The sequence below is a fragment of the Rahnella sp. AA genome (genome assembly GCF_002834385.1).
Taxonomy (GTDB): Bacteria; Pseudomonadota; Gammaproteobacteria; order Enterobacterales; family Enterobacteriaceae; genus Rahnella.
In genome coordinates, this window is record NZ_PITQ01000008.1 from 256,111 (window position 1) to 277,312 (window position 21,202).

The 21,202-nt window shown below is 55.4% G+C and carries 20 protein-coding genes; 15 read left to right on the top strand and 5 right to left on the bottom strand.

All coding sequences use genetic code 11. From position 1 onward, the window contains the following. The first annotated feature begins 21 nt into the window (after nt 1-21). The 4 genes from CWS43_RS19545 to CWS43_RS19560 all read left to right on the top strand — a co-directional run bounded on the left by CWS43_RS19545 (nt 22) and on the right by CWS43_RS19560 (nt 3,264). A complete protein-coding gene (locus CWS43_RS19545) occupies nt 22-1,662 on the top strand; it encodes an FGGY-family carbohydrate kinase (protein ID WP_101078744.1) in 1,641 nt (546 codons plus the stop codon). Then, nucleotides 1,659-2,267, top strand: a complete 609-nt coding sequence (locus CWS43_RS19550) for an SIS domain-containing protein (protein ID WP_101078745.1) — start codon at nt 1,659-1,661, stop codon at nt 2,265-2,267. Before CWS43_RS19545 ends, CWS43_RS19550 begins: the two co-directional genes overlap by 4 nt. A 143-nt stretch (nt 2,268-2,410) precedes the next feature. Then, the gene (locus CWS43_RS27585) at nt 2,411-2,779 is read left to right on the top strand and encodes a hypothetical protein (RefSeq protein ID WP_101078790.1); all 369 of its coding nucleotides are present in this window, start codon (nt 2,411-2,413) and stop codon (nt 2,777-2,779) included. Then, nucleotides 2,779-3,264 carry a YbjP/YqhG family protein gene (locus CWS43_RS19560; protein ID WP_101078746.1) on the top strand — a complete coding sequence of 162 codons (486 nt, stop codon included), beginning with the start codon at nt 2,779-2,781 and terminating at the stop codon, nt 3,262-3,264. The genes CWS43_RS27585 and CWS43_RS19560 overlap by 1 nt, the downstream gene beginning before the upstream one ends. A 51-nt stretch (nt 3,265-3,315) precedes the next feature. Here CWS43_RS19560 and CWS43_RS19565 read toward each other — a convergent pair whose 3' ends face one another. Beyond that, the gene (locus CWS43_RS19565; RefSeq protein ID WP_101078747.1) at nt 3,316-4,749 is read right to left on the bottom strand and encodes a PLP-dependent aminotransferase family protein; all 1,434 of its coding nucleotides are present in this window, start codon (nt 4,747-4,749) and stop codon (nt 3,316-3,318) included. 368 nt (nt 4,750-5,117) lie between these two features. On the opposite strand from CWS43_RS19565, the gene spy reads away from it, so the two are divergent. The 3 genes from spy (at nt 5,118) to CWS43_RS19580 (ending at nt 8,404) form a co-directional block, all read left to right on the top strand. Beyond that, the gene (gene spy, locus CWS43_RS19570) at nt 5,118-5,627 is read left to right on the top strand and encodes an ATP-independent periplasmic protein-refolding chaperone Spy (RefSeq protein ID WP_101078748.1); all 510 of its coding nucleotides are present in this window, start codon (nt 5,118-5,120) and stop codon (nt 5,625-5,627) included. 412 nt (nt 5,628-6,039) lie between these two features. After that, the gene (locus CWS43_RS19575) at nt 6,040-8,106 is read left to right on the top strand and encodes a carbon starvation CstA family protein (protein WP_101078749.1); all 2,067 of its coding nucleotides are present in this window, start codon (nt 6,040-6,042) and stop codon (nt 8,104-8,106) included. After that, complete coding sequence (locus tag CWS43_RS19580; RefSeq protein WP_101078750.1) at nt 8,099-8,404, top strand: YbdD/YjiX family protein; 306 nt, start codon at nt 8,099-8,101, stop codon at nt 8,402-8,404. The genes CWS43_RS19575 and CWS43_RS19580 overlap by 8 nt, the downstream gene beginning before the upstream one ends. An 81-nt stretch (nt 8,405-8,485) precedes the next feature. Here CWS43_RS19580 and nac read toward each other — a convergent pair whose 3' ends face one another. From nac to CWS43_RS19595, 3 genes are all read right to left on the bottom strand, one after another. Continuing rightward, the gene (gene nac, locus CWS43_RS19585) at nt 8,486-9,412 is read right to left on the bottom strand and encodes a nitrogen assimilation transcriptional regulator NAC (protein WP_101078751.1); all 927 of its coding nucleotides are present in this window, start codon (nt 9,410-9,412) and stop codon (nt 8,486-8,488) included. Nucleotides 9,413-9,736: 324 nt separating this feature from the next. Further along, the gene (locus tag CWS43_RS19590) at nt 9,737-10,522 is read right to left on the bottom strand and encodes an SDR family oxidoreductase (protein ID WP_101078752.1); all 786 of its coding nucleotides are present in this window, start codon (nt 10,520-10,522) and stop codon (nt 9,737-9,739) included. A 54-nt stretch (nt 10,523-10,576) separates the two neighbouring features. Continuing rightward, nucleotides 10,577-11,476 carry a GntR family transcriptional regulator gene (locus CWS43_RS19595; protein WP_101078753.1) on the bottom strand — a complete coding sequence of 300 codons (900 nt, stop codon included), beginning with the start codon at nt 11,474-11,476 and terminating at the stop codon, nt 10,577-10,579. A gap of 192 nt (nt 11,477-11,668) precedes the next feature. On the opposite strand from CWS43_RS19595, the gene CWS43_RS19600 reads away from it, so the two are divergent. The 7 genes from CWS43_RS19600 (at nt 11,669) to CWS43_RS19630 (ending at nt 18,491) form a co-directional block, all read left to right on the top strand. Next, nucleotides 11,669-12,487 (top strand): ABC transporter substrate-binding protein, encoded by an 819-nt coding sequence (locus tag CWS43_RS19600; protein ID WP_101078754.1) that lies wholly within the window; start codon nt 11,669-11,671, stop codon nt 12,485-12,487. A 46-nt stretch (nt 12,488-12,533) separates the two neighbouring features. Beyond that, nucleotides 12,534-13,247 carry an amino acid ABC transporter permease gene (locus CWS43_RS19605; RefSeq protein WP_101078755.1) on the top strand — a complete coding sequence of 238 codons (714 nt, stop codon included), beginning with the start codon at nt 12,534-12,536 and terminating at the stop codon, nt 13,245-13,247. Between the two features lie 10 nt (nt 13,248-13,257). After that, entirely contained in the window at nt 13,258-14,001 is a 744-nt protein-coding gene (locus CWS43_RS19610; RefSeq protein ID WP_101078756.1) for an amino acid ABC transporter ATP-binding protein, read from the top strand. A gap of 82 nt (nt 14,002-14,083) precedes the next feature. Further along, on the top strand, nt 14,084-15,247 hold the full coding sequence (locus CWS43_RS19615) for a M20 family metallopeptidase (RefSeq protein ID WP_101078757.1): 1,164 nt from the start codon (nt 14,084-14,086) through the stop codon (nt 15,245-15,247). Between the two features lie 10 nt (nt 15,248-15,257). Next, nucleotides 15,258-16,355 carry a mandelate racemase/muconate lactonizing enzyme family protein gene (locus CWS43_RS19620; RefSeq protein ID WP_101078758.1) on the top strand — a complete coding sequence of 366 codons (1,098 nt, stop codon included), beginning with the start codon at nt 15,258-15,260 and terminating at the stop codon, nt 16,353-16,355. Beyond that, a complete protein-coding gene (locus tag CWS43_RS19625; protein WP_101078759.1) occupies nt 16,352-17,536 on the top strand; it encodes a Xaa-Pro peptidase family protein in 1,185 nt (394 codons plus the stop codon). The genes CWS43_RS19620 and CWS43_RS19625 overlap by 4 nt, the downstream gene beginning before the upstream one ends. 34 nt (nt 17,537-17,570) lie before the next feature. Beyond that, entirely contained in the window at nt 17,571-18,491 is a 921-nt protein-coding gene (locus tag CWS43_RS19630) for a dihydrodipicolinate synthase family protein (RefSeq protein WP_101078760.1), read from the top strand. Nucleotides 18,492-18,540: 49 nt separating this feature from the next. Here the strand turns inward: CWS43_RS19630 and CWS43_RS19635 are convergent, their stop codons facing one another. Further along, nucleotides 18,541-19,743 (bottom strand): gamma-glutamyl-gamma-aminobutyrate hydrolase family protein, encoded by a 1,203-nt coding sequence (locus tag CWS43_RS19635; RefSeq protein WP_101078761.1) that lies wholly within the window; start codon nt 19,741-19,743, stop codon nt 18,541-18,543. A 203-nt stretch (nt 19,744-19,946) separates the two neighbouring features. On the opposite strand from CWS43_RS19635, the gene CWS43_RS19640 reads away from it, so the two are divergent. Continuing rightward, a complete protein-coding gene (locus tag CWS43_RS19640) occupies nt 19,947-21,161 on the top strand; it encodes a pyridoxal phosphate-dependent aminotransferase (protein ID WP_101078762.1) in 1,215 nt (404 codons plus the stop codon). Nucleotides 21,162-21,202: the final 41 nt, after the last annotated feature.

Here is a 21,202-nt window from a genome sequence, read left to right on the forward strand (position 1 = left end):
CTTTTACCGAAGGGAAAAAACATGGCGAGTTATTTTATTGGAGTTGATGTAGGAACCGGCAGCGCCCGTGCGGGCGTCTTCGACATGACCGGCCGCATGGTCGGTCAGGCCAGCCGTGAGATTACGCTGTACCGCCCGAAAGCTGATTTCGTCGAGCAGTCTTCCGATGAGATCTGGCAATCCGTCTGCAACGCCGTCAAAGACGCGGTGAATCAGGCCGACATCAACCCGATTCAGGTAAAAGGCATCGGCTTTGACGCCACCTGTTCGCTGGTGGTGCTCGATAAAGAAGGTAAACCGCTGACCGTCAGCCCGTCCGGCCGCAGCGAGCAGAACATTATCGTGTGGATGGATCACCGCGCCATCACGCAGGCCGAACGCATCAACGCCACCGGCCACCGCGTGCTGGAATTCGTCGGCGGGATTATTTCGCCAGAAATGCAGACGCCAAAACTCCTGTGGCTGAAACAACATATGCCGACAACGTGGAATAACGTCGGGCATCTGTTTGATTTACCGGATTTCCTGACCTGGCGCGCCACACAAAGTACCACCCGCTCGCTGTGTTCCACGGTGTGTAAATGGACCTATATCGGCCATGAAGACCGCTGGGATCCGAGCTATTTCCGCCAGATTGGTCTGGAAGATTTGCTGGAAAACAATGCCGCTAAAATAGGCAGCGAAGTCAAAACCATGGGCGAACCGCTGGGCCACGGCCTGACACAGCGCGCCGCCGCTGAGATGGGGCTAATGGCCGGAACCGCGGTCAGCGTCTCAATTATCGATGCACACGCGGGCAGCCTGGGGATTCTCGGCGCCAGCGGCGCATCCGGTGAATCCGCCGATTTCGACAACCGCATCGCGCTCATTGGCGGCACTTCTACGGCGCATATGGCGATGTCCCGCAGCGCACGCTACATCGGCGGTATCTGGGGGCCGTATTTCTCCGCGATCCTGCCGGATTACTGGCTTAACGAAGGCGGCCAGTCCACCACCGGGGCGCTGATCGACCATGTGATTCAGTCGCATCCGTGCTATCAGGATTTACTGAAACAGGGCAAAGACAGCGGAAAAACCATTTATGAAGTGCTGAACAGCCTGTTACGGAAAATGGCCGGTGAACCGGAAAACATCGCGTTCCTGACTAAAGACATTCATATGCTGCCCTACTTCCACGGCAACCGTTCGCCGCGCGCCAACCCGACGCTCACCGGCACGCTGACCGGCCTGAAACTCTCGCGCACGCCGGAAGACATGGCGCTGCATTATCTCGCGACGATCCAGGCGCTGGCGCTCGGCACCCGTCATATCATTGAAACCATGAATCAGAGCGGCTACCGCATTGATACCATGATGGCGAGCGGCGGCGGCACCAAAAACCCGGTATTTGTGCAGGAGCATTCCAACGCCACTGGCTGCGCGATGCTGTTGCCGGAAGAGAGCGAAGCGATGTTGCTCGGCAGCGCCATGATGGGCACCGTGGCCGCCGGTGCCTACGATTCACTGCCCGAAGCGATGGCCGCCATGAGCCGTATCGGCAAAACCGTCACGCCGCAAACCAACAAAATCAAAGAATATTACGACCGTAAATACCGCGTATTCCACGAGATGTATCACGACAGCATGAAGTACCGCCGCCTGATGCAGGGGGAAGAACAATGACCGCTGACGAGGAATTTCAGCTGGCGTGTCAGGGCTGGAGGACGTACAGCCAGGAACTGCTGGCCCTGCAAAACCATCTTGACGCCGATATCTGGCGTCAGTTGCTGACGCTGGTGACCGGTTGCAAAGGCAAAATTGCCGTCACCGGCGTCGGCACATCCGGCATTGCAGCACGTAAAATTGCGCACATGCTGGCGTGTGTCGAACAGCCGTCGGTCTATCTCAGCGCCACCGACGCCGCGCACGGAGACCTGGGTTTTCTGCGCAGTGACGATCTGATTATCCTGATTTCACGCGGCGGAAATTCCGAGGAACTGACGCGGCTGTTGCCGACGCTGAAAACCAAAGGCGTCGCCATCATCAGCGTGACAGAGAATCTGGATTCCGCCATTGCCCGTGCCGCCACGCTGGTGGTAAAAACGCATATTCAGCAGGAAATCGACCCGCTCAATATGCTGGCCACCACGTCCATCGTTCTGGTGCTGGCCGTTTTCGACGCGCTGTGCGGCAACATCATGCTGCGCAACGGCTTCGATCAGCAAAGGCTTCTGAAAGTGCATCCCGGCGGAAATGTCGGGAAGACATTAAGGGAGCAGGATTTGTAAATCCGGGCGGGGAATAATCGTTTGGCTAATGCTTTTGCGTATAACAAACCTCTGAAAGTGACTCAGTGTGCATTGGTTTTATTGTTTTGTTGTTTTTCGCGGCGTACCTTGCCTGCTCAATTTATCTCAGATTAGGGAAGATTATGAGCTGGAACCGGGATGCCGCAATATCACATATCAGGACTCACGCGGGCTCACACTCTGTTCATCGCTGTGCACGTTACACCCGGCAGGCGATAGAGGCTGGCGGCGTTCATCTGGACAATATACCTGATGCGAAAGACTACGGTGCTTCGCTTGAACGCGCCGGGTTCAGGGAGGTACCTGCCGGTTCAACTTTAGTAGCGGGAGATGTGGCAATAATTCAACCCTACCAAGGTGGTAATCCATCGGGTCATATGAGGATGTACGACGGTACAACGTGGTTTTCAGATTTTCGCCAAACCAGCATGTATCCCGGCCCGGGATATCGGAACACCCACCCGACCTACAAAATTTACCGGAAGAACTAATGCGCATACTTATTCTATTAGCTCTCAGCTTATTAACAGCGTGTTCTTCCCGTTCCGATGACAATCAGCTGGCGATTAAACAGGTCACCGGGTTTTATGGATTTTATCTTGCGGCTTTTCTGAAAGATCCCCCTCCGGCGTATGAGTCGCCTGAAATGCGTCGTTATGTGGCGGCAGACACCTTAAACCGGCTTGCCGCCGTGGATAAAATCCCGGAACAGGAGATCGTTAGCGCAGATTATTTTACGTACACACAAGATTATGACGCAGCGTGGATCCCGGCTTTCAAGACCGGGTCCGTACGCAGTATTCCGGGCGGAAAAGTCGTGGATGTCTGGCTTGGGATTGACCATGGAAAGAGCCTTCACCTTGAGACGTATTTGAAGCGTGAAGACATAACGTGGAAAATTTATCGGGTACGCAATATCTCTGATCATTATGAAGCCCCGATTTTCAGCGCGGGGAGGATCCAGCGCGGCTGGTAATCCGTAAAACCTCCACCGTCTGAAAGACGTTGAAGGGTAAGCACTTCCCGGTTACCCCCGAATTTCCTCTGCCACCAGCGCCGCCAGCACTGAAATAGCGCGGGCGGTGTGCGGTCCCCATTCGAATGACGTATTGATGCGCAAACAATGCCGGAAACGTTCGTCGGCGGAAAACATGGTGCCCGGCGCGACGCTGACGCCTTTGGCCAGTGCGCGCTGATAGACCCGCGCGGCGTCCACGTTATCGCCCAAATCGAGCCAGAGGAAATAGCCGCCCTGCGGTTGGGAAACCGAAACCTGCGTGGGGAATTCTTTGATGATGGCGTGATGCATCGCCATTTGTCGCTGTTCCAGCACACGGCGCAGGCGGCGTAAATGGGTGTCGTAACCGCCCTGCTGGCCGCCTTTTTGCAGGAAATCTGCCAGCGCCAGCTGTACCGGCACGCTGGCGGATAACGTACTCATCAGCTGCAAGCGTTCAATACGCTCAACGTATTTCCCTGCCGCTACCCAGCCGACACGAAAACCCGGTGCCAGACATTTAGAAAATGAAGAACAATGAAGGATTTCGCTGCGGTACGCCGACGCCTTCAGCGGCACCGGGCGTTCACTGCCAAAATACAGTTCGCTATAAACGTCGTCTTCGATTAACGCCACCTGATGCCGTTGCAGGGTATCCACCAGACGCGCCTTATTTTCAGACGGCATTGTGCAACCGAGCGGGTTCTGAAAACTCGACATCAGCCAGCAGGCTTTGATCGGATAGGTTTCCAGCGCTTTTTCCAGTGCATCGGGATCCATACCAAAACGTACGTCGGTCGGAATAGCGATCGCTTTCAACTTGCGCCGCTCTATGGCCTGCAACGCGCCATAAAATGCCGGGGACTCAATCGCCACCCAGTCGCCCGGTTCGGTCACCGCCTGCAGGCTCAGCCCTAAAGATTCCATCGCGCCAGATGTAATGACGATTTCATCGGGTGCCACTTCAATACCGTTCAGGGCATAACGACGGGCGATGCTGCGGCGCAATTCTTCGTTACCCGGTGGCAAATTGGCGATGGCGCTGTGTGGCGACATCCGGCGGACGGCGCTGGCAAGAGAACGCGCAAGACGCGGTTGCGGAAATAATGTCGGATCGGGAAATGCCGAACCCAGCGGCACGACGGAAGGATCCTGCCCGGCTTTCAGGATATCGAAAATCGCATCGTTGACGTCCACCTGTTCGGCGGCATGCAGGCGTTCATCGGGCTGGCGGCGAACCGGACGCTGCAAACCTGCCGCGACGTAATAGCCGGACTGCGGGCGCGCAACGATCACACCCTGACTTTCCAGCAACTGGTACGCCTGTAACACCGTCATCAGGCTCAGCCCCGACTGTTTGCAGGACTCACGTAAGGAAGGCAGGCGGTCGCCCGGCAGCCAGACCTGCGTGTCGATTTGTCTGCGTAAAGTACGTGCCAGGGTTTCGTAGCGGGATTCAGTCATAAGTGGCCCGTGCTGTTATAGGAAGTGTTAACTAAATGATAACTATTATGCCTGATTTTAGCGGTATCACCGGAAGTAAACTGCTCATCAACGTCAGTCGGTTTTTATCAGAGAGGTCTGGCGGTGAAACATTCACCATGTTAATGTTTGAACTCCCCGCATTACTCAGATTTTTCTGAACTCTCATTCACGTCTGTTCGCGCAACCTTACGCTTTCTAAACAGTTTCTCCATGAACGCTGGAAAAATGACATTTTAGCTTTCACTCTTTTACACCTGCCTCGCATTACTATTCATTGGATTGAGTAGACTTGCTTTCGTCGAAACAAAACGGGCGGCTTGCCTGAATATTCAATGAGGAATTTAATTATGCGTAAACTTACCGCAATGATTGTGGCTTCAACTCTGGCTCTGAGCTCTGCTTCTTTCGCGTTTGCTGCTGAAACCACGGCGACTCCGGCAACCGACGCACCGGCGACAACGCAAGGTAAAATGATGCACCATAAAGGCCCGCATCACATGAACCCGTTCGCCGGCCTGAACCTGACTGAGCAGCAGAAAACTCAGATGAAAGAAATTATGAAAGACAGCGGCGCGCGCCCTGACCGCGCTGCAATGAAAGCACAGATGGATCAGATGCACACCTTAGTCGCTTCAGACAGTTTCGATGAAGCAAAAGTGAAATCGCAGATTGATACCATCACCAAAGCACAGTCCGACCGTATGCTGGACCGCGCCCGTGCTGAGAACAAAATGTATAACCTGCTGACGCCTGAGCAGAAAAAACAGTTCAACGAGAACTACCAGAAACGCGCAACCAAAATGGAACAGATGCGTGACCACAAACACAGCGAGTCAGCATCAGCCGCGGCTGAGTAATCTCTGACCGTGTTCCCTAAGCCGACCTCCCGTCGAAGCTGACGGGTCGGTTTTTCTAAGGCCCTGGAATTATCCAGGGCCTTTCCAATGAATAAAGCATTCTCCGGTCGCTATCGGGATAATCCCTTTTTGAGGGGAAAAGCCACCGCAATACCCACCGTCACCCACACAAAGTGACCTGCTTTCACAACGTTTATGTCATCCGACCAGCATTCTCCACGCAAAGCGTCAACCCCATCACATTTTCATCTTTAACTTCAAACTTTCTTGTTTATAAACATTATGTTTAAGCGGGATATTAACAAAGTCGCAACCTGTTATGCAGGCCTGCGCACCCTACCTCTCTACATCACACTCTCTACATAAAAAGTGGCTGGTTTACTGCCGGACCACTGACAAGGAGTTGTACATCATGAAAAGCGTCAAGTCCGGGATAACCTGGCTGGTGGTGGCGTTAATCGGGGCTTTTGCCTTCGGAATGCTGGCCCTGAGCCGTGGCGAACACGTCAATGCCCTCTGGCTGGTGGTCGCGGCCATCGCCTGCTACAGCATTGCTTACCGTTTTTACAGCCTGTTTATCGCCGAAAAAGTTTTCGAGCTCGATGACAAACGCATGACACCCGCCGAACGCCATAACGACGGGCTGGATTATGTCCCGACCAACAAATGGGTGCTGTTCGGACACCATTTTGCAGCGATTGCCGGAGCAGGCCCGCTGGTCGGCCCGATCCTTGCGGCGCAAATGGGCTTTCTGCCGGGTACCATCTGGATTTTAGTCGGTGTGATGCTGGCCGGTGCTGTACAAGATTTCCTGATCTTATTTATTTCCACCCGCCGCGACGGGCGCTCCCTGGGGGAAATGGCCAAACAGGAACTCGGTGATTTCGCCGGGGTTATCACCATGCTCGGCGCTCTGGGTGTGATGATTATCATCTTATCCGCACTGGCATTGGTGGTGGTCAAAGCGCTCGCCGACAGCCCATGGGGCCTGTTTACCATCGCAGCAACGATTCCGATCGCGCTGTTTATGGGTGTATATATGCGTTTCCTGCGGCCCGGAAAGATTGCCGAAGTTTCGGTGATTGGTTTCGTGCTGATGATGCTGGCAATTATTTACGGCGGCAACGTCGCCGCAGATCCGTTCTGGGGGCCGTTCTTTACCCTGCATGGCACTACGCTGACCTGGGTACTGGTGATTTACGGCTTTATCGCTTCGGTTTTACCGGTGTGGTTGCTGCTGGCACCGCGCGATTATCTGTCCACTTTCCTGAAAATCGGCGTTATCGCCGGTCTGGCAGTGGGTATCGTCTTTGCCATGCCGGAAATGAAAATGCCCGCCGTCTCACGTTTTATTGACGGCAGTGGCCCGGTTTTTTCCGGTAGCCTGTTCCCGTTCCTGTTTATCACTATCGCCTGCGGTTCAATCTCCGGTTTCCACGCACTGGTATCGAGCGGTACAACACCCAAACTGATCGAGCGCGAGAGCCATATCCGCTTTATCGGTTACGGTGCCATGCTGATGGAATCTTTTGTGGCAATCATGGCGCTGATTTGTGCATCAGTAATCGATCCTGGCGTGTACTTTGCGATGAACTCACCGGCAGCGCTGATTGGCACCACCGTTGAAAATGCATCCCAAGTGATCAACGGCTGGGGATTCGTGATCACTCCGGAGATTCTGACGCAAATCGCCAAAGATGTCGGCGAGCAGTCGATTCTTTCCCGCGCCGGCGGCGCACCGACTTTTGCTGTCGGGATGGCGCACATTATCACCGATGTTTTTAACAGCCGCGCAATGATGGCCTTCTGGTATCACTTCGCCATCCTCTTCGAAGCATTATTTATTCTGACTGCCGTGGACGCCGGTACGCGTGCCTGCCGTTTTATGGTGCAGGATCTGGTGGGTGTTGCCGTTCCATCACTGGCTAATAACCGTTCATGGGCGGGTACTATTGCCGGGACAACGGTGGCGGTCGCAGGCTGGGGATTCTTCGTTTATCAGGGCGTAGTCGATCCGCTCGGCGGCATCAACACTTTGTGGCCACTGTTTGGTATCGGCAACCAGATGCTGGCCTCCATGGCGTTGATTCTCGGTACTGTGGTGCTGTTTAAGATGAAAAAACAGCGTTACGCGTGGGTTACTATTTTGCCAACGATCTGGCTGTTTATTACCTCTATGACCGCAGGCTGGCAGAAAATTTTTCACGAAAAGCCTTCGATTGGTTTCCTGGCGCAGGCGAAAAAATTTACTGCGGGGATCGACAGTGGTGAAATCATCAAGCCAGCGAAAACCCTGGCAGACATGCATACCATCGTGCTCAATAACCAGATCAACGCCATCCTCTGCGGGTTCTTCATGCTGGTGGCAGTAACGATGCTCATTTCAGCATTCTTTGTTATCCGTCGCGCACTGAAATCCACTACGCCGACAGTGCATGAAACCGCCGTCGTACAACGCCGTGAGGCTCGACATGTCTGATTCACGTGCATTATTCAAAACGCCGCGGTATGCGGCGTTCCAGATCATCCGTTGCCAGCCATTGTTCACAGTGCAGGCGAAACCACACAATGTCAGCGACTGGCTGAAACTGGCGATTAAGCGCACAGCGCAGAGTTTCCGGCTGATGGTCGGCGTACAGGATTATCACAATTACGTGCAGCACATGAAAGTCAGGCATCCGGAGACGGAACCCATGACAGAGAAAGAGTTTCACCGCCGGTGCCTGGAGGCAAGATTTCCGAGTGAGGGTGGGAAAATGGGGAAATGCCCGTGCTGAAGGGTTTGCAGAGGCCGCTGCAATAGCGGCCTCAACATCATGATGGCGCGAAATTCAGGCAAAGTTTCGCGCCGGCCTTCTTCAGCTCGCCGCCAGCATCGGTTCCAGCACCGGGGCGTTCTGCTCAAAGACCAGCGACAACAAGATTTTCTTCACCGCCATGGCTTCCTGCGATAGTGCCAGCGTTTCAGATACGCACAGTGACAGCGGAACCTGAATTGCCGGGCCCGATATGCATGACATCCAGGCTTTCGCCGGCCCCACCATCGCGCGCGCCGCAGATTCAGGTAAGACAGTGACGCCAAGGCCACTGGCGACCGCCGCCGTCAGCGTCGCGGAAGATTCAATTTCACCAATAATATTCGCCGTCAGGCGGCGGACGGCCATCGCATCATCCACCAGGCGGCGTGTGACGTTATGTGAACGCGGCATGAACAGATTCAGTTTGGCAACATCGCTCAGTTCAACATATTTCCCCGGATTCGGCACAGACTGAGCCCCGACGAGGTACAGGTCTTCTTTCATCAGTGGCTGACTGCTCAGCCCGACGGCCATATTGGTGCCGTAAAACACCGCCATATCCATACGGCCGTTGAGAACCAAATCCCCCAGTGCCGTGCCGAAGTTTTCGTTGAGATACAGCAAAATACCCGGATGCTGCTTGCGTACCGCCTGCAACAACGGCAGCGCCAGTTCAGAAGCCGCCGTACCCGGTGCCAGGCCAACGGAAACCTGGCCGCTCAGCGACTGGCCCACATTATTGACCGCGCTGTGAATTTGATCGCACTGACGCAAAATGGCCTGCGCATGGGAATAAAGAATATTACCGGCTTCTGTCGGAGTGACGCCGCGCTTGGTGCGAATCAGCAATTGTTGCTGCAGCTCCCCTTCCAGTGTCGCCAGTTGCTGGCTCAGTGCCGGTTGAGCGATATGCAGAACATCAGCGGCCTGGGTCAGGCTGCCAATATCGACGATCTTCACAAAGTACTTCAGACGTCTGAGATTCATCTCTGTCTCCATCTTGCGCGAAAAGGGATACCCCGATAATGCATTTATGAGTATTTCTGACATATAACTGACAAAAGCAAAATCTACGCCAACCTCCCGCGCATAGTATAAAAACACGAGACAGGGAAGCTAATGCCACAAAATATAAGAGAAAAGTATTACGCAGAGGAGATCCGCAATGAGCAGGAGAAAGAAACTTAAATTAAATTATGATGAAGAGGACATGATGGTGCACCAATATCATGCATTCTTATAGGTCATCCTTATAAATTAGCAAGGTTAATAACTGAGGATGCCACGAAGATGACTTCGTGGCATAAGGCTTCAGATTGACGGGATCATTCCGCCATCGACGCGGACAACCGAACCGGTCATATAAGATGCCTGCTGGCTGGCGAGGAAGGCGGCCACCGCGCCGTATTCTTCCGGTTTTCCGTAGCGTTTTGCCGGGATGCTGGCTGCACTTTTTGCCGCCACGTCTTCCACCGATGTCCCTTCCCGCCCTGCGCGTGCAGCATCGAGCTGCCCCAGCCGTTGGGTAGAAATCCGTCCCGGCACGATCACGTTGACCGTAATGCCATCAGCCGCAATTTCTGAGGCCAGCGTTTTCGACCAGCCCACCAGCGCCATACGCAGGGTATTCGACATGCCGAGATTGGCAATCGGCGCGACCACGCCGGATGACGTACTGGTGATAATCCGCCCCCAGCCTGCGTTATGCATGTCCGGCAGCACTTTATCGGTGAGCTGAATCAGCGAACTGACCATGACAGAAAATTGTGTCTGCCACAGTTCCGGGGCAACGCCTGCGGCTTTGGTCGGCTGCGGGCCACCGGAATTGTTCACCAGGATACCCACCGGCCCAAGGGTGCGACGGATTTGCATCAGCACATCATCAAAACTTTCAGGCGCAGTGAGATCCAGCACCCATGCCTTCGCGGTTCCGCCCTGCTGTTCGATGAGACTCACCGTTTCCTGCAACGCTGCAAGCGTTCGTCCGCAGACCGCGACCTGAACGCCTTCAGCCGCCAGCGCAATGGCGATTGCGCGGCCTAAACCGCCGCCCGCCCCGCTGACCAGCGCCACCCGACCCTGAATACCAAAATCCATCACTTTTTCCTCTGGTTAACGTATGACAAAAATAACGCATTTTTAATCAACGGATTACCCAACCTTACTGACTTTGTTAAGCACCATCTGATAAGCCGATTGCAGGTGATTGCGCATCATTTCTGCCGCCACCTTCATCCGTCCTTCCAGTACGGCGTCGATGATGGCGACGTGTTCCTCGCACCATTCGCGCACGCGTTGTTTATTGGTGTAGCTGCCAAACTCAAGCAAGCGGCGCAGCCGGTTCTGCTGCTGGATCGCCTGCAATACAAAAATATTGCCGCTAAATTCCGCCAGCATTTCGTGGAATGTGGCATCCGTTTCGAAAATCTGGCGGCCATCGACGGCAAGAATATCCGGATGCGTGATGAGATAAATATGCTGCATCCGCAGGCGACGCAGCGCGCTTTTATCTGCGTGAAAACCCGCCGCCAGCAAAGCCCCCGGCTCAATCATCAGGCGGAATCCGTAGCCGTTACTCAGCGCCACATCGGTATTGAGGGTCGGTAAAAATGACCAGCCATGCCCCTTGTTACGGGCAATCAGGCCGTCCTCCGACAGGCGCAATAACGTGCGTGCCAGTACGCCACGGTCGGCGTCATACCGCTGAGCAATTTCAGTCTGCGTCAGGGAATCGGGCAGCTTTCCGGCAATGCGGTCCCTGACCAGTTGCTCGTATAAATCCTGATCATTGCTGGCAGGAATATCGATGCTGATGCGCTGAAGTTCATCGAAAGCCTTCAGCAGGAAAAATCCCTGGTTACGCCGTGCCTCAATGATCCCCAATTCACACAGCAATTTCAGGGCAGTACGCACCGGCGTACGCGAAACGCCGAGCATGTCGGCAAGTTGTTGCTCCCGCAGATGATGACCTGGCTCAAATTTTGCTTCACGTATCAGGTCAAGGATTTGGTTTGCCAGACGCCTTCCGCTGGCTGTCGTAGTTTGGGTCATGGAATAGCAGCACCTGAAAGTATTTGTTGTTTAGATTTGTACAATATCACAAGCCTTGAGGATGGTGAAGTCTGGTTATAAAGCACCCAAATCGTGCAGTAAACGCACCAAAAAAGAGCCTTGACTCACAAATTTAATTGTATTTAATGAGACACAAAGAGCAATCATGCTCATGGGAAACAGGAGTCTGTCATGTCAAAAAAAGCTTTTTTGCGTCGATATGCCGCCGTCTCTCTGGCTGCAATTTGCCTGAGTGCCCCGTTGTTCAGCCAGGCCGCTGCGCCTGCTCTGGTCAGCAAAGGTCAGCTGACGTACGGCACTGCCGCGACGTTCATGCCGTTTGAATTTACTCAAGACGGAAAACTGACCGGTTTCGATATCGACCTCATCACCGCCTTATCGAAAAAGCTGGCGCTGACCCCGGAACCGATGTCGATGGAGTTCAAAGGGCTTATCCCTGCGTTACAGGGCAAACGCCTCGATATCATCAACTCTGCGATGTACATCAATCCGACCCGTTCTGAGCAGGTCGATTTCGTGCCTTACCTGAAAATCGGCAGCCGCGTGATTGTCGCTAAGGGTAACCCGGAAAAAATTACGGGCCGCGATTTGTCCCTCTGCGGCAAAAACATTGCCGTCACGCTGGGCGGAATTGAAGAAAGCCAGGCGCGTGCGGACAGCCAGAAATGCCTGGATGCCAAAAAACCGGCTCTGACCGTGCTGACCTTCCCTGCGGCAACGGATTCCGCCGTGGCTGTGGCACAAAAACGTGCTGATGCGGAATTCCTGTCCACACCGGGCGCCGTCGCGCTGCTGAGTGAAAAAGGTGACACCTTCGAAGCCGTCGGCGACGAATTTGAAGCCGGAACGCACATCGGTTTTGCCGTGCGCAAGGGCGACAGCGAAATGAAATCGCTGCTGGAAAAAGGGCTTCAGGATGTCGTTAAAGATGGCACGTATCAGAAACTCATCAGCAAATGGCAGTTCCCGGCCTCCGTTTCTATCTTCTGAGACCATGACGTTAAGTCACGCTTTGCCCTGACATTGAGGAAAGTTCATGTCACTTGATCTTGTTTGGCAATACCTGTTCTCACCGGCGTTCTTTCAGGGCGCACTGATGACCTTGTTGTTAACGGTGTGCTCGTTGTTCTTCGGCATTATTGCAGGGCTGATTCTGGCCCTGCTGCAGGAATCCCGCTTTCGGGCGGGTTCCGTTCTGGCGTTCTTTTATCTGTGGCTGTTTCGCGGTACGCCGGTTCTGTTCCAGATTATTTTCGTCTACAACGTTCTGCCCACTTTCGGCCTGCGCTTCTCTGCCTTTACCTGCGCGGTGATGGCACTTTCCTTAAATGAAGGGGCGTATATGGCGGAAATTTTACGCTCGGGTTTACAGGCCGTGCGCAGCGGTCAGCGCACCGCCGGGATGGCGCTGGGCATGACCCAAAGCCAGATCATGCGAAAAATTGTGTTGCCACAGGCCGCGCGCATCGTGCTGCCGCCAATGGGCAACCAGATGATCAGCATGCTGAAATCCAGCGCACTGGTCTCAGTGATTGCCGTGCAGGAACTGCTGCTCATCGCTAACCAGACGGCCAGCGCCAGCTTCCGGTATTTCGAAGCACTGTGCGCAGCCGGGATTTACTACCTGGTACTGACCTCGATCTTTATGGTCGGCCAGGCGTGGCTGGAACGCTCGCTCGATCCGAAAAAGCGCAAAAAACCTGCGCTGTCTTTGACCGAACGTCTGCTGCGCAGCAGCACGCCAAACTGAGGAGAAGCCCGTGAGTAAATCCAAACCGGTTCTGGAGATCATCGGCGTCGATAAACATTTTGGCGCACAGCATGTTCTCAAAAACTGTTCACTGAACGTCACAGAAGGCGAAACCGTGGTGCTGATTGGCCCTTCCGGTTCAGGTAAATCGACCCTGTTGCGCTGCATTAATTTGCTTGAGCCCATTCAGGGCGGTTCGATTTTCTTTCGCGATCGGGACATCACGCATGCCAGCGTTGAGCCACACAAACTGCGGCAGGATATCGGCATGGTATTCCAGAACTACGAGCTGTTTTCCCACCTGACTGCCGCTGAAAACATCATGCTCGCGCCGATGACCGTGCTGGGTGTCAGCCGCAGCGAGGCCGAAGCACAGGCGCTGGAGTTGCTGGGCAAAGTACGCATTCCCGACAAAGCCGATTCGTTCCCCGATGAGCTTTCCGGCGGCCAGCAGCAGCGCGTGGCGATTGCGCGGGCGCTGGCGATGAAACCGAAACTGATGTTGTTTGATGAGCCTACGTCGGCGCTGGACCCGGAGATGATCCGTGAAGTCCTCGACGTGATGGCCGATCTCAGTGCCGAAGGCATGACCAGCATCGTCGTCACACATGAAATGGGCTTTGCAAAACGTGCAGCCAACCAAATCGTCTTTATGGAAAACGGCGAGATTATCGAAAACGCGACCGGCGAAAAATTCTTCGGCGGCGACGTCAGCCTTCGGGCACAGCGCTTCTTAGATCAGATTTTACATTGATCCTTTTAACCAGAATCACCCCCATATTGCGCCCTCACCAGGGGCCAGCTTTGCCACAAAAACGATATTTCAGGAGACACCGATGAGCCTTTCATCGCCCGATATCAGCAGAATGAAACGCGATCTGGCCGCACTGGTCGCGATTAACACCGAAAACCCGCCGGGACGCGAACGCGAGGCCGCTGAACTGATCAGCGCCATGCTCAGCGAAATCGGTTTTGATATGACGCTCAGTGAATATTCGCCGGGGCGCACCAACGTGATTGGCCGTCTGGAAAACGGCAGCGGCCCGTGCTTTGCCTTCAATACGCATATTGACGTGGTCCCGGCCGGTGAAGGCTGGCAGCAGGATCCGTTCACGCTAACCGAGCGCGACGGCAAACTGTTTGGCCGCGGTGCCTGCGACGCTAAAGGCCCGCTGGTTGCCATGATTGAAGCCATGCGCTGGCTGGCAGCCAACCGTAACGACTGGCGCGGCACGCTGATGGCTATTTTTGTCGCCGACGAGGAAGTCGCCAGCGAAGGCGCGAAGTTTTACGTTCGCGAAGCGCCTGCTCATATCGATTATGTGGTGATCGGCGAACCGACCTCCAACACCACCTATTCCGCTCACAAAGGCAGCCTGCGCCCGCTGGTCCGCGTACACGGCGTTACCGCACATTCCGGCACGCCAGAGCTGGGTGAAAACGCCATTTTCCGTGCCGCTCAGTTACTCGGCCTGGTCGAAGAAACGCACGAACATACCGTGCGCTGCCGCTGTCATCCGCTGGTGGGCAACGCCAGCCTGACCGTCACCCGCATCAGCGGGGGGCACGCGGATAACGTGCTGCCGGGCGCGTGCGAATTACTGCTCGACCGCCGCATGGTGCCGGGCGAAGACGAGGATGCGGTAAAACAAGAGATTCAGGATTTGCTGCAACTGGCACAGGATAAATTCGGCGTACGCAGCGAAATCGTCACCTTTAAGCCGACGACCGGCGGCGCGACCGAAACCGATTCCGACGATCCGATTGTGCTGGCGGGCGTCGAAGCCTGCGCAGCGCAGGGTAATCCGGAACCCGGCCCGTTCGGCTTCCAGGGCGGGTGCGATCTGGTGCATTTTCGCAGCCTCGGCACCAAAGGCATCATCATTGGCCCCGGTTCTCTGGCAGTTGCGCACAAACCTGATGAATTTATTCCGATCGACGAATTCGTTGCGGGCAGCAAAATTTACTGCGATGTCGCCCTGAAAATGCTGCAACGCTGAGGAGCCACCGGTGAAAGCTACGTTGTATCGCGCCGATCTGCGTTATCCGCACCTGCAACTGCATACCGCGTCGTCGGGCAGTATTCCGGGGCTGGACACGCTGTATCTGTTGCTCGAAGACAAAAACTTCAACGGGCTGGGCGAAGTACGGATCAACATTGCCTACCTCAACGGCTACAGCGCCGAAGGGGTGTTGAGCGATGTAATCCGCGCCCTGCGCCAGTTAGACCTCAGCCAGCCTGCCAGTGTACTGCTGATGAACCTGCCGCAGCGCATGGCTGATTTTTTAGCCCCGACGCGGATGCTGCTCGACATTGCGCTGCATGACCTGATTGCGCGGCAGGATGGGATCAGCGTGGCGCAACTGGCCGGAGCCGAAAGCGGTGAAACGGTGAGCTATCACACCAATCAGACGCTGTTCTGGACACCGATGGCGCAGATGCTTGAACAGGCGACCGCCTATGTTGAGCGCGGTTTTATGCAGCTTAAACTGCGCGTCGGCGTCGCGTCGTTTGCAGAAGACGAGGCACGCCTTACCGCGCTGCGCCGCCGCTTCGGGCACGAGATCAGCCTGTCAGCGGATGCCAACGGACAGTGGCAACCGGAGGAGGCCCGCAGCTATTTACAGGCGCTGGCGAAGTTTGAGATGAGCTATCTCGAACAACCCGTTTCCGACACGAATGCCCGCTATTACCCGGCGCTGGCCGAAACCAGCCCGGTGCCGCTGATGCTTGATGAAAGCATGAGCAGCGAGGCCGATTTAGAGCGTATTTTGCAGCTCAAAGGCAAGATCATGGCGCACCTGAAGCTGGTCAAGATGGGCGGGATTGCACCGACCGTGGCCGCAGCACGGCGTCTGACCGCGGCAGGCGTCCCTTTCATGATCGGCCAGATGAACGAAGGCGGCGCTGCCACGGCGGCGGCATTACATGTTGCCCGCGCCACTCAGCCAGCCTATGCCGAACTTTACGGTGCCGACGGGCTGGGCAACGACCCGGTTCACGGCCTTTCCTATCACCAGGGGTTGCTGAGCAGCCAGCCGGGCGCAGGGCTCGGCATCCGCTTCACCCCTTCTCAGGCAGAATTTATTCAGGAGTTTGAACAATGAAAACAGCATCATTGCCCGATCTGGGCCGCGTAGTACCGGGGGCTGAATCCGCATTTCGCGAAGAAGAGTATCAGCAGCGCATTGCGCGGGCGCGCCAGCTGCTGGTGAAAGCCGGGCTGGACGTGATGATCATCACGGGGCCGGAAAACATCTTTTATCTGACCGGCCAGCAAACGCCGGGCTATTACACCTTCCAGACGCTGGTGTTGCCGGTGGACGGTGATCCGGTATTTGTTATCCGTCAGCTGGAATACTTCAACTTCATTTCAAACACCTTTATCCGGGATGCAGCGATTTATACCGATGGCGATAATCCGGTGAATTTCCTGCTCGACGTGCTGAAAGCGCGTGGCTGGATGCAGAGCCGCATTGGTATCGATAAACGCGGCTGGTTCCTGCCCATTGCCGTTTACGAAGCCTTACAGGCCGAGATTGGCACAATCCACGACGCCGCAGGCGTTATTGAACAGTTGCGTGCAGTGAAATCAGACGCCGAGCTGGAAAAAATGGCGCACGCCGCCCGTTACGTCGACGCCGGTATGCTGGCCGGTCGCGCCGCGATTGCCGCCGGAGCGACAGAAAACGATCTGGTTTCCGCCATGATGGGTGCAGCCATTGCCGCCGGTTCAGAATACATGGGCATGGAACCGCTGGTTTCCACCGGCCCGCGCACCGGCGTTCCGCACGGTACCTGGCGCCGCCGCAAGATCCTCGACAATGACCCGATTTTCCTCGAAATGGCCGCCACGCATGATCGCTATCATGCGGCGCTGATGCGCTCCGCCTGGCTGGGTAAACCGCCAGCCGTCGCGCTTGAGATGGAAAAAGTCTGCCAGGAAGCCCTGCAGGCCGCGCTCGATGCAATCCGACCCGGAGCCACCTGCGAAGCGCCGCATCTGGCCTGTCAGGCGGTTATCGACCGTGCCGGTTATACCGATAACTTCAAAAAACGCACCGGTTATTCCATCGGCGTTTCGTTCGCGCCGGACTGGGGCGAAGGCGCGATCCTCAGCCTTTACAGCGGGATCACCACGCAATTACAGCCAGGCATGACGTTCCATATTCCGCCAGCCCTGCGCATCTACGGGGAGTTCACCGTCGGCGTCAGTGAAACCATCGTCGTAACTGAAACCGGCTATCGCGCCCTCGGCACGGTGGATCGTCCGCTGTACTTACTTTGATTTTGCCTTTACTAAGATTACGGGAATTGAATAAATGAAAGACATCAGTGAAAGCCAGGCACGCCTCAAGGGTATTTTTAATATTACCGTGACGCCTTTTACCGCCAGCGGTGAATTTGATTTCGCAGGCCTGTCGCGCAATATCGAGCGCGTGATCGGGCTGGGTTACGACGGCATTCTGATTGGCGGCACTTACGGGGAGTTCCCGGCGATGACTGCCGCAGAACGCGCCGCCATGTTCAGGCATGTGATGGAAGTGGTCGGCAACCGTGTCCCCGTGATGCTGTGCAGCGCCGGTTCTGATGCCCGCGTGGTGCGTGACTTAACCCAACTGGCGGGTGATCTGGGCGGTCTGCCAATGGTCACCCCGCCGTTTGTCTCAGAAGTCACTGACGCGCAGATCGTCAGCTTCTTCAAACAGATGGCACCGCTATCACGCACCGGCATTCTGGTTTATAACGCGCCGGGGATCGGCATTACCCTGCCGCCCGTCGTGCTGGAACAGCTGGCGGATATCGAAGGCGTGGTCGGCATCAAACAGGGCGACCTGAACCCGACGGCAATCGACCAGATCGCCAACCGCCTGGGCGGACGCCTGCGTCTGTTCTGCGCATCCGATCTGGCATTTTTAGGCCCGATGATGTGTGGTTTTGACGGCATCAGCACCACCAACAGCGGCGCATTGCCGGAAATTATTCTGGCAACTTACCGTGCGCTGGAAAGCGGTGACGCCAATACCGCCCGCGAACTGCACCGGCTGTGGTATCCGTACCGCGCCCTCGCCCGTCGTTTCGGTCAGCCACAGCTGGTGAAAGCCGCAATGAACCTGCGCGGCTTCGACGGGCATCACGTTCGCGCCCCGCTGATTGACCTCGGGCCGGAAGTGATCGGTTTGGTCGAACAGGAGTTGCGCCGCCTGGCAGCCGACCCGCGCTCCGGTGTAACGCTGAAGTAATGAAGGATCCCCGTCTGAAAAGACGGGGATTTTGCGTGACGGAATAGGCCTATTCGTGCGGCTCACCGGCTGCTTTTAAAAAAGCCGTCAGCAGCGGATGCGGTTTCACCCGCAGCGATGACAGCTCCGGATGACCCTGAACACCGAGATAAAACGGATGCCGGGTATATTCGATACCGTCAGCAATCTTGCCGGAAACATCCGTTCCGCTGATATGTAGCCCAAACGCTTCCAGCCCGGCTTTCAGCGCCGGTTCAAGGTGAAAACGGTGGTTATAGCGCACGATAAATTCATCACCGAGGATCTCATGCATCCGGCTACCCGCCCGGACATGCATGGTATGGCTTCCCAGACGATGAACCGGAAACGTCGGGGTCTCCTTAAGCGGTACGAAAGTTTTGATTTCGGCATCCGGATCGGCCTCGGCCAGATTGGCTTTCAGCGACCCCATCATTTTTTGCACGATGGCCGTCGTCATGGTCTGCATCCCGAGACAAAGCCCGAGGACAGGTATATTACGGTTCAGCGCGTAATGCGCGGCGCAAATCTGCCCGGCTACATTACACATTGCAGCACCGCCGGGCAGCAAGATGCCATCGACATTCGCCATCACCTCGTGCAGATGATCTTCCAGCGCCAGGGGGTCGGCGTAAACAATATCCAGAGACAACGCCAGCGCATCGGCGGCGTCACCCAGCGATGCCAGCGTGGCCGGGTAGACGCTGCACTGATCGGCCTGCGCGCCCACCAGCGCAATACGCAGGGCTGTACCGGTTTGCGGCGGGGTATTGTGGTTTATCCAGCGCCCGTAACGGTCGCGCCACCAGCATCCGGCGGCCTCATCCATCTGTCCGTGGCGGCTGAAGGCATAGCCCTGATTTGAGCGTTCAACATTGATAAGTTCGTAATCAAATGCATTGTCCCGCACCTGCCGGGCAATTTGCGTGAACTGGATTATTTGCGCCGGTCCGAGCGGGATCACCACATCCTGTGTGCCATAGGTATTGAGCAAATCATCAAGCGCCATCACTTTACCGGCACTTTGCGGATTCAGGCGTTCGGTCCACAGCAACCCGCTGGTCATCAGTTGCCCTTCGCCGATGACGTGCTGGCAGGCATCGGGATAACGCGCGACATCCCAGCTCACCGGCAGATGCGCAAGCGGTAAATGTTTTTGTGCCGCCAGTATCGCTGCCATCGCGCCGTACAGCGAAGGCTCAGGTGTGTCATGTGCAACAAAAATAAAAGCCATAAGACAACCTTGAAATATAAAAGGAAAGTTCAGGCAATCCCCTGGCGTATCGCCAGTAAAACGGACTGCCCAGCCATTTCCACCGGTAAAATGCTGCTCATCGCGAAGAAATTATGAGCAAAGCAAAAAGAAGAATGGTAAGTTTAAATTGGTTTTAATGATTCACATAATACAATTTTGTTATTGTTCAAACAGGGGAAACAATGTCTGCTGAATTTCTTGCATCGCGTTTACGTCGTGTGCGCCCTTCGCCGACAGCGGCGATTTCCGACCAGGTTCGCGCGCTAAGCGCAGCGGGCATGGATGTCATTAACCTTGGTGAAGGTGAACTTGATTTCGATACCCCTGCGCACATCAAGCAGGCAGGCATCGACGCGATTGTACAAGGTGACACAAAATACACCGCCGTGGCGGGTACCGCCGCGCTAAAACGCGCCATCATTACTAAGTTTAATCGCGAAAATAGGATCAGCTACCGGCCGGATGAAGTCATTGCAGGCAGCGGAGCCAAGCAGTTGATCTTCAATGCACTTTTGGCCACAGTTTCTGCCGGCGATCAGGTTATTATTCCCGCCCCTTACTGGGTGTCTTATCCGGATATGGTGGCACTGGCAGAAGGTGAGCCCCGTATTGTGCGTTGCCTTGAATGCCATGACTGGAAATTGCAGCCGGAGATTCTGGCCGCTGCTATCACGGCAAAAACCCGCTGGGTGATCCTCAATTCCCCGAACAACCCGACCGGCGCGGTCTATAGCGCCGGAGAGTTAAAGGCGCTGGCGGCCGTGTTACTGGAACACCCGCAGGTTCTGGTGATGGCAGACGATATTTATGAGCAGATTTGTTTTTCTTCCGGCGCATTCGCCACGCTGGCAGACGTTGAGCCGCGCCTGAAAGACCGTATCCTGACGGTAAATGGCGTATCCAAAGGGTATTCGATGACCGGCTGGCGCTTAGGTTATGCCGGTGGCCCGGCCTGGCTGATTTCTGCGATGCAAATTTTGCAGTCGCAAAGCACCTCTAACCCCAGCTCAATTTCGCAGGCGGCCACCGTGGCGGCGCTGGAACAGAGCAGCGATTTCATTACCGAATGGATAGAGATCCTGGCACGCCGCCGCGCTCTGATCATGGATTGTATCGAAAACCTCGATGGCCTGAGTGCGGACGTCCCGCCAGGTGCGTTTTATGTCTTTGCCAACTGCCAGGGAATGCTGGGCAAAACGACGCCTTCAGGCGATATTGTGCAAAACGACGAAGATTTTGCCGCTTATCTGCTGGAATCTGCGCATGTAGCCACGCTTCAGGGCTCAGCGTTTGGCGCGCCAGGCTATTTACGCATTGCGTACGCGATTGATGACAGCCGTCTGCAGGAAGCCTGCGAACGCATAACCCGCGCCTGCCGCGCACTGCGTTTGCAATAAACAGGCCTGCGGAACATGAAAACAGGCCTTTTTGACTCTAT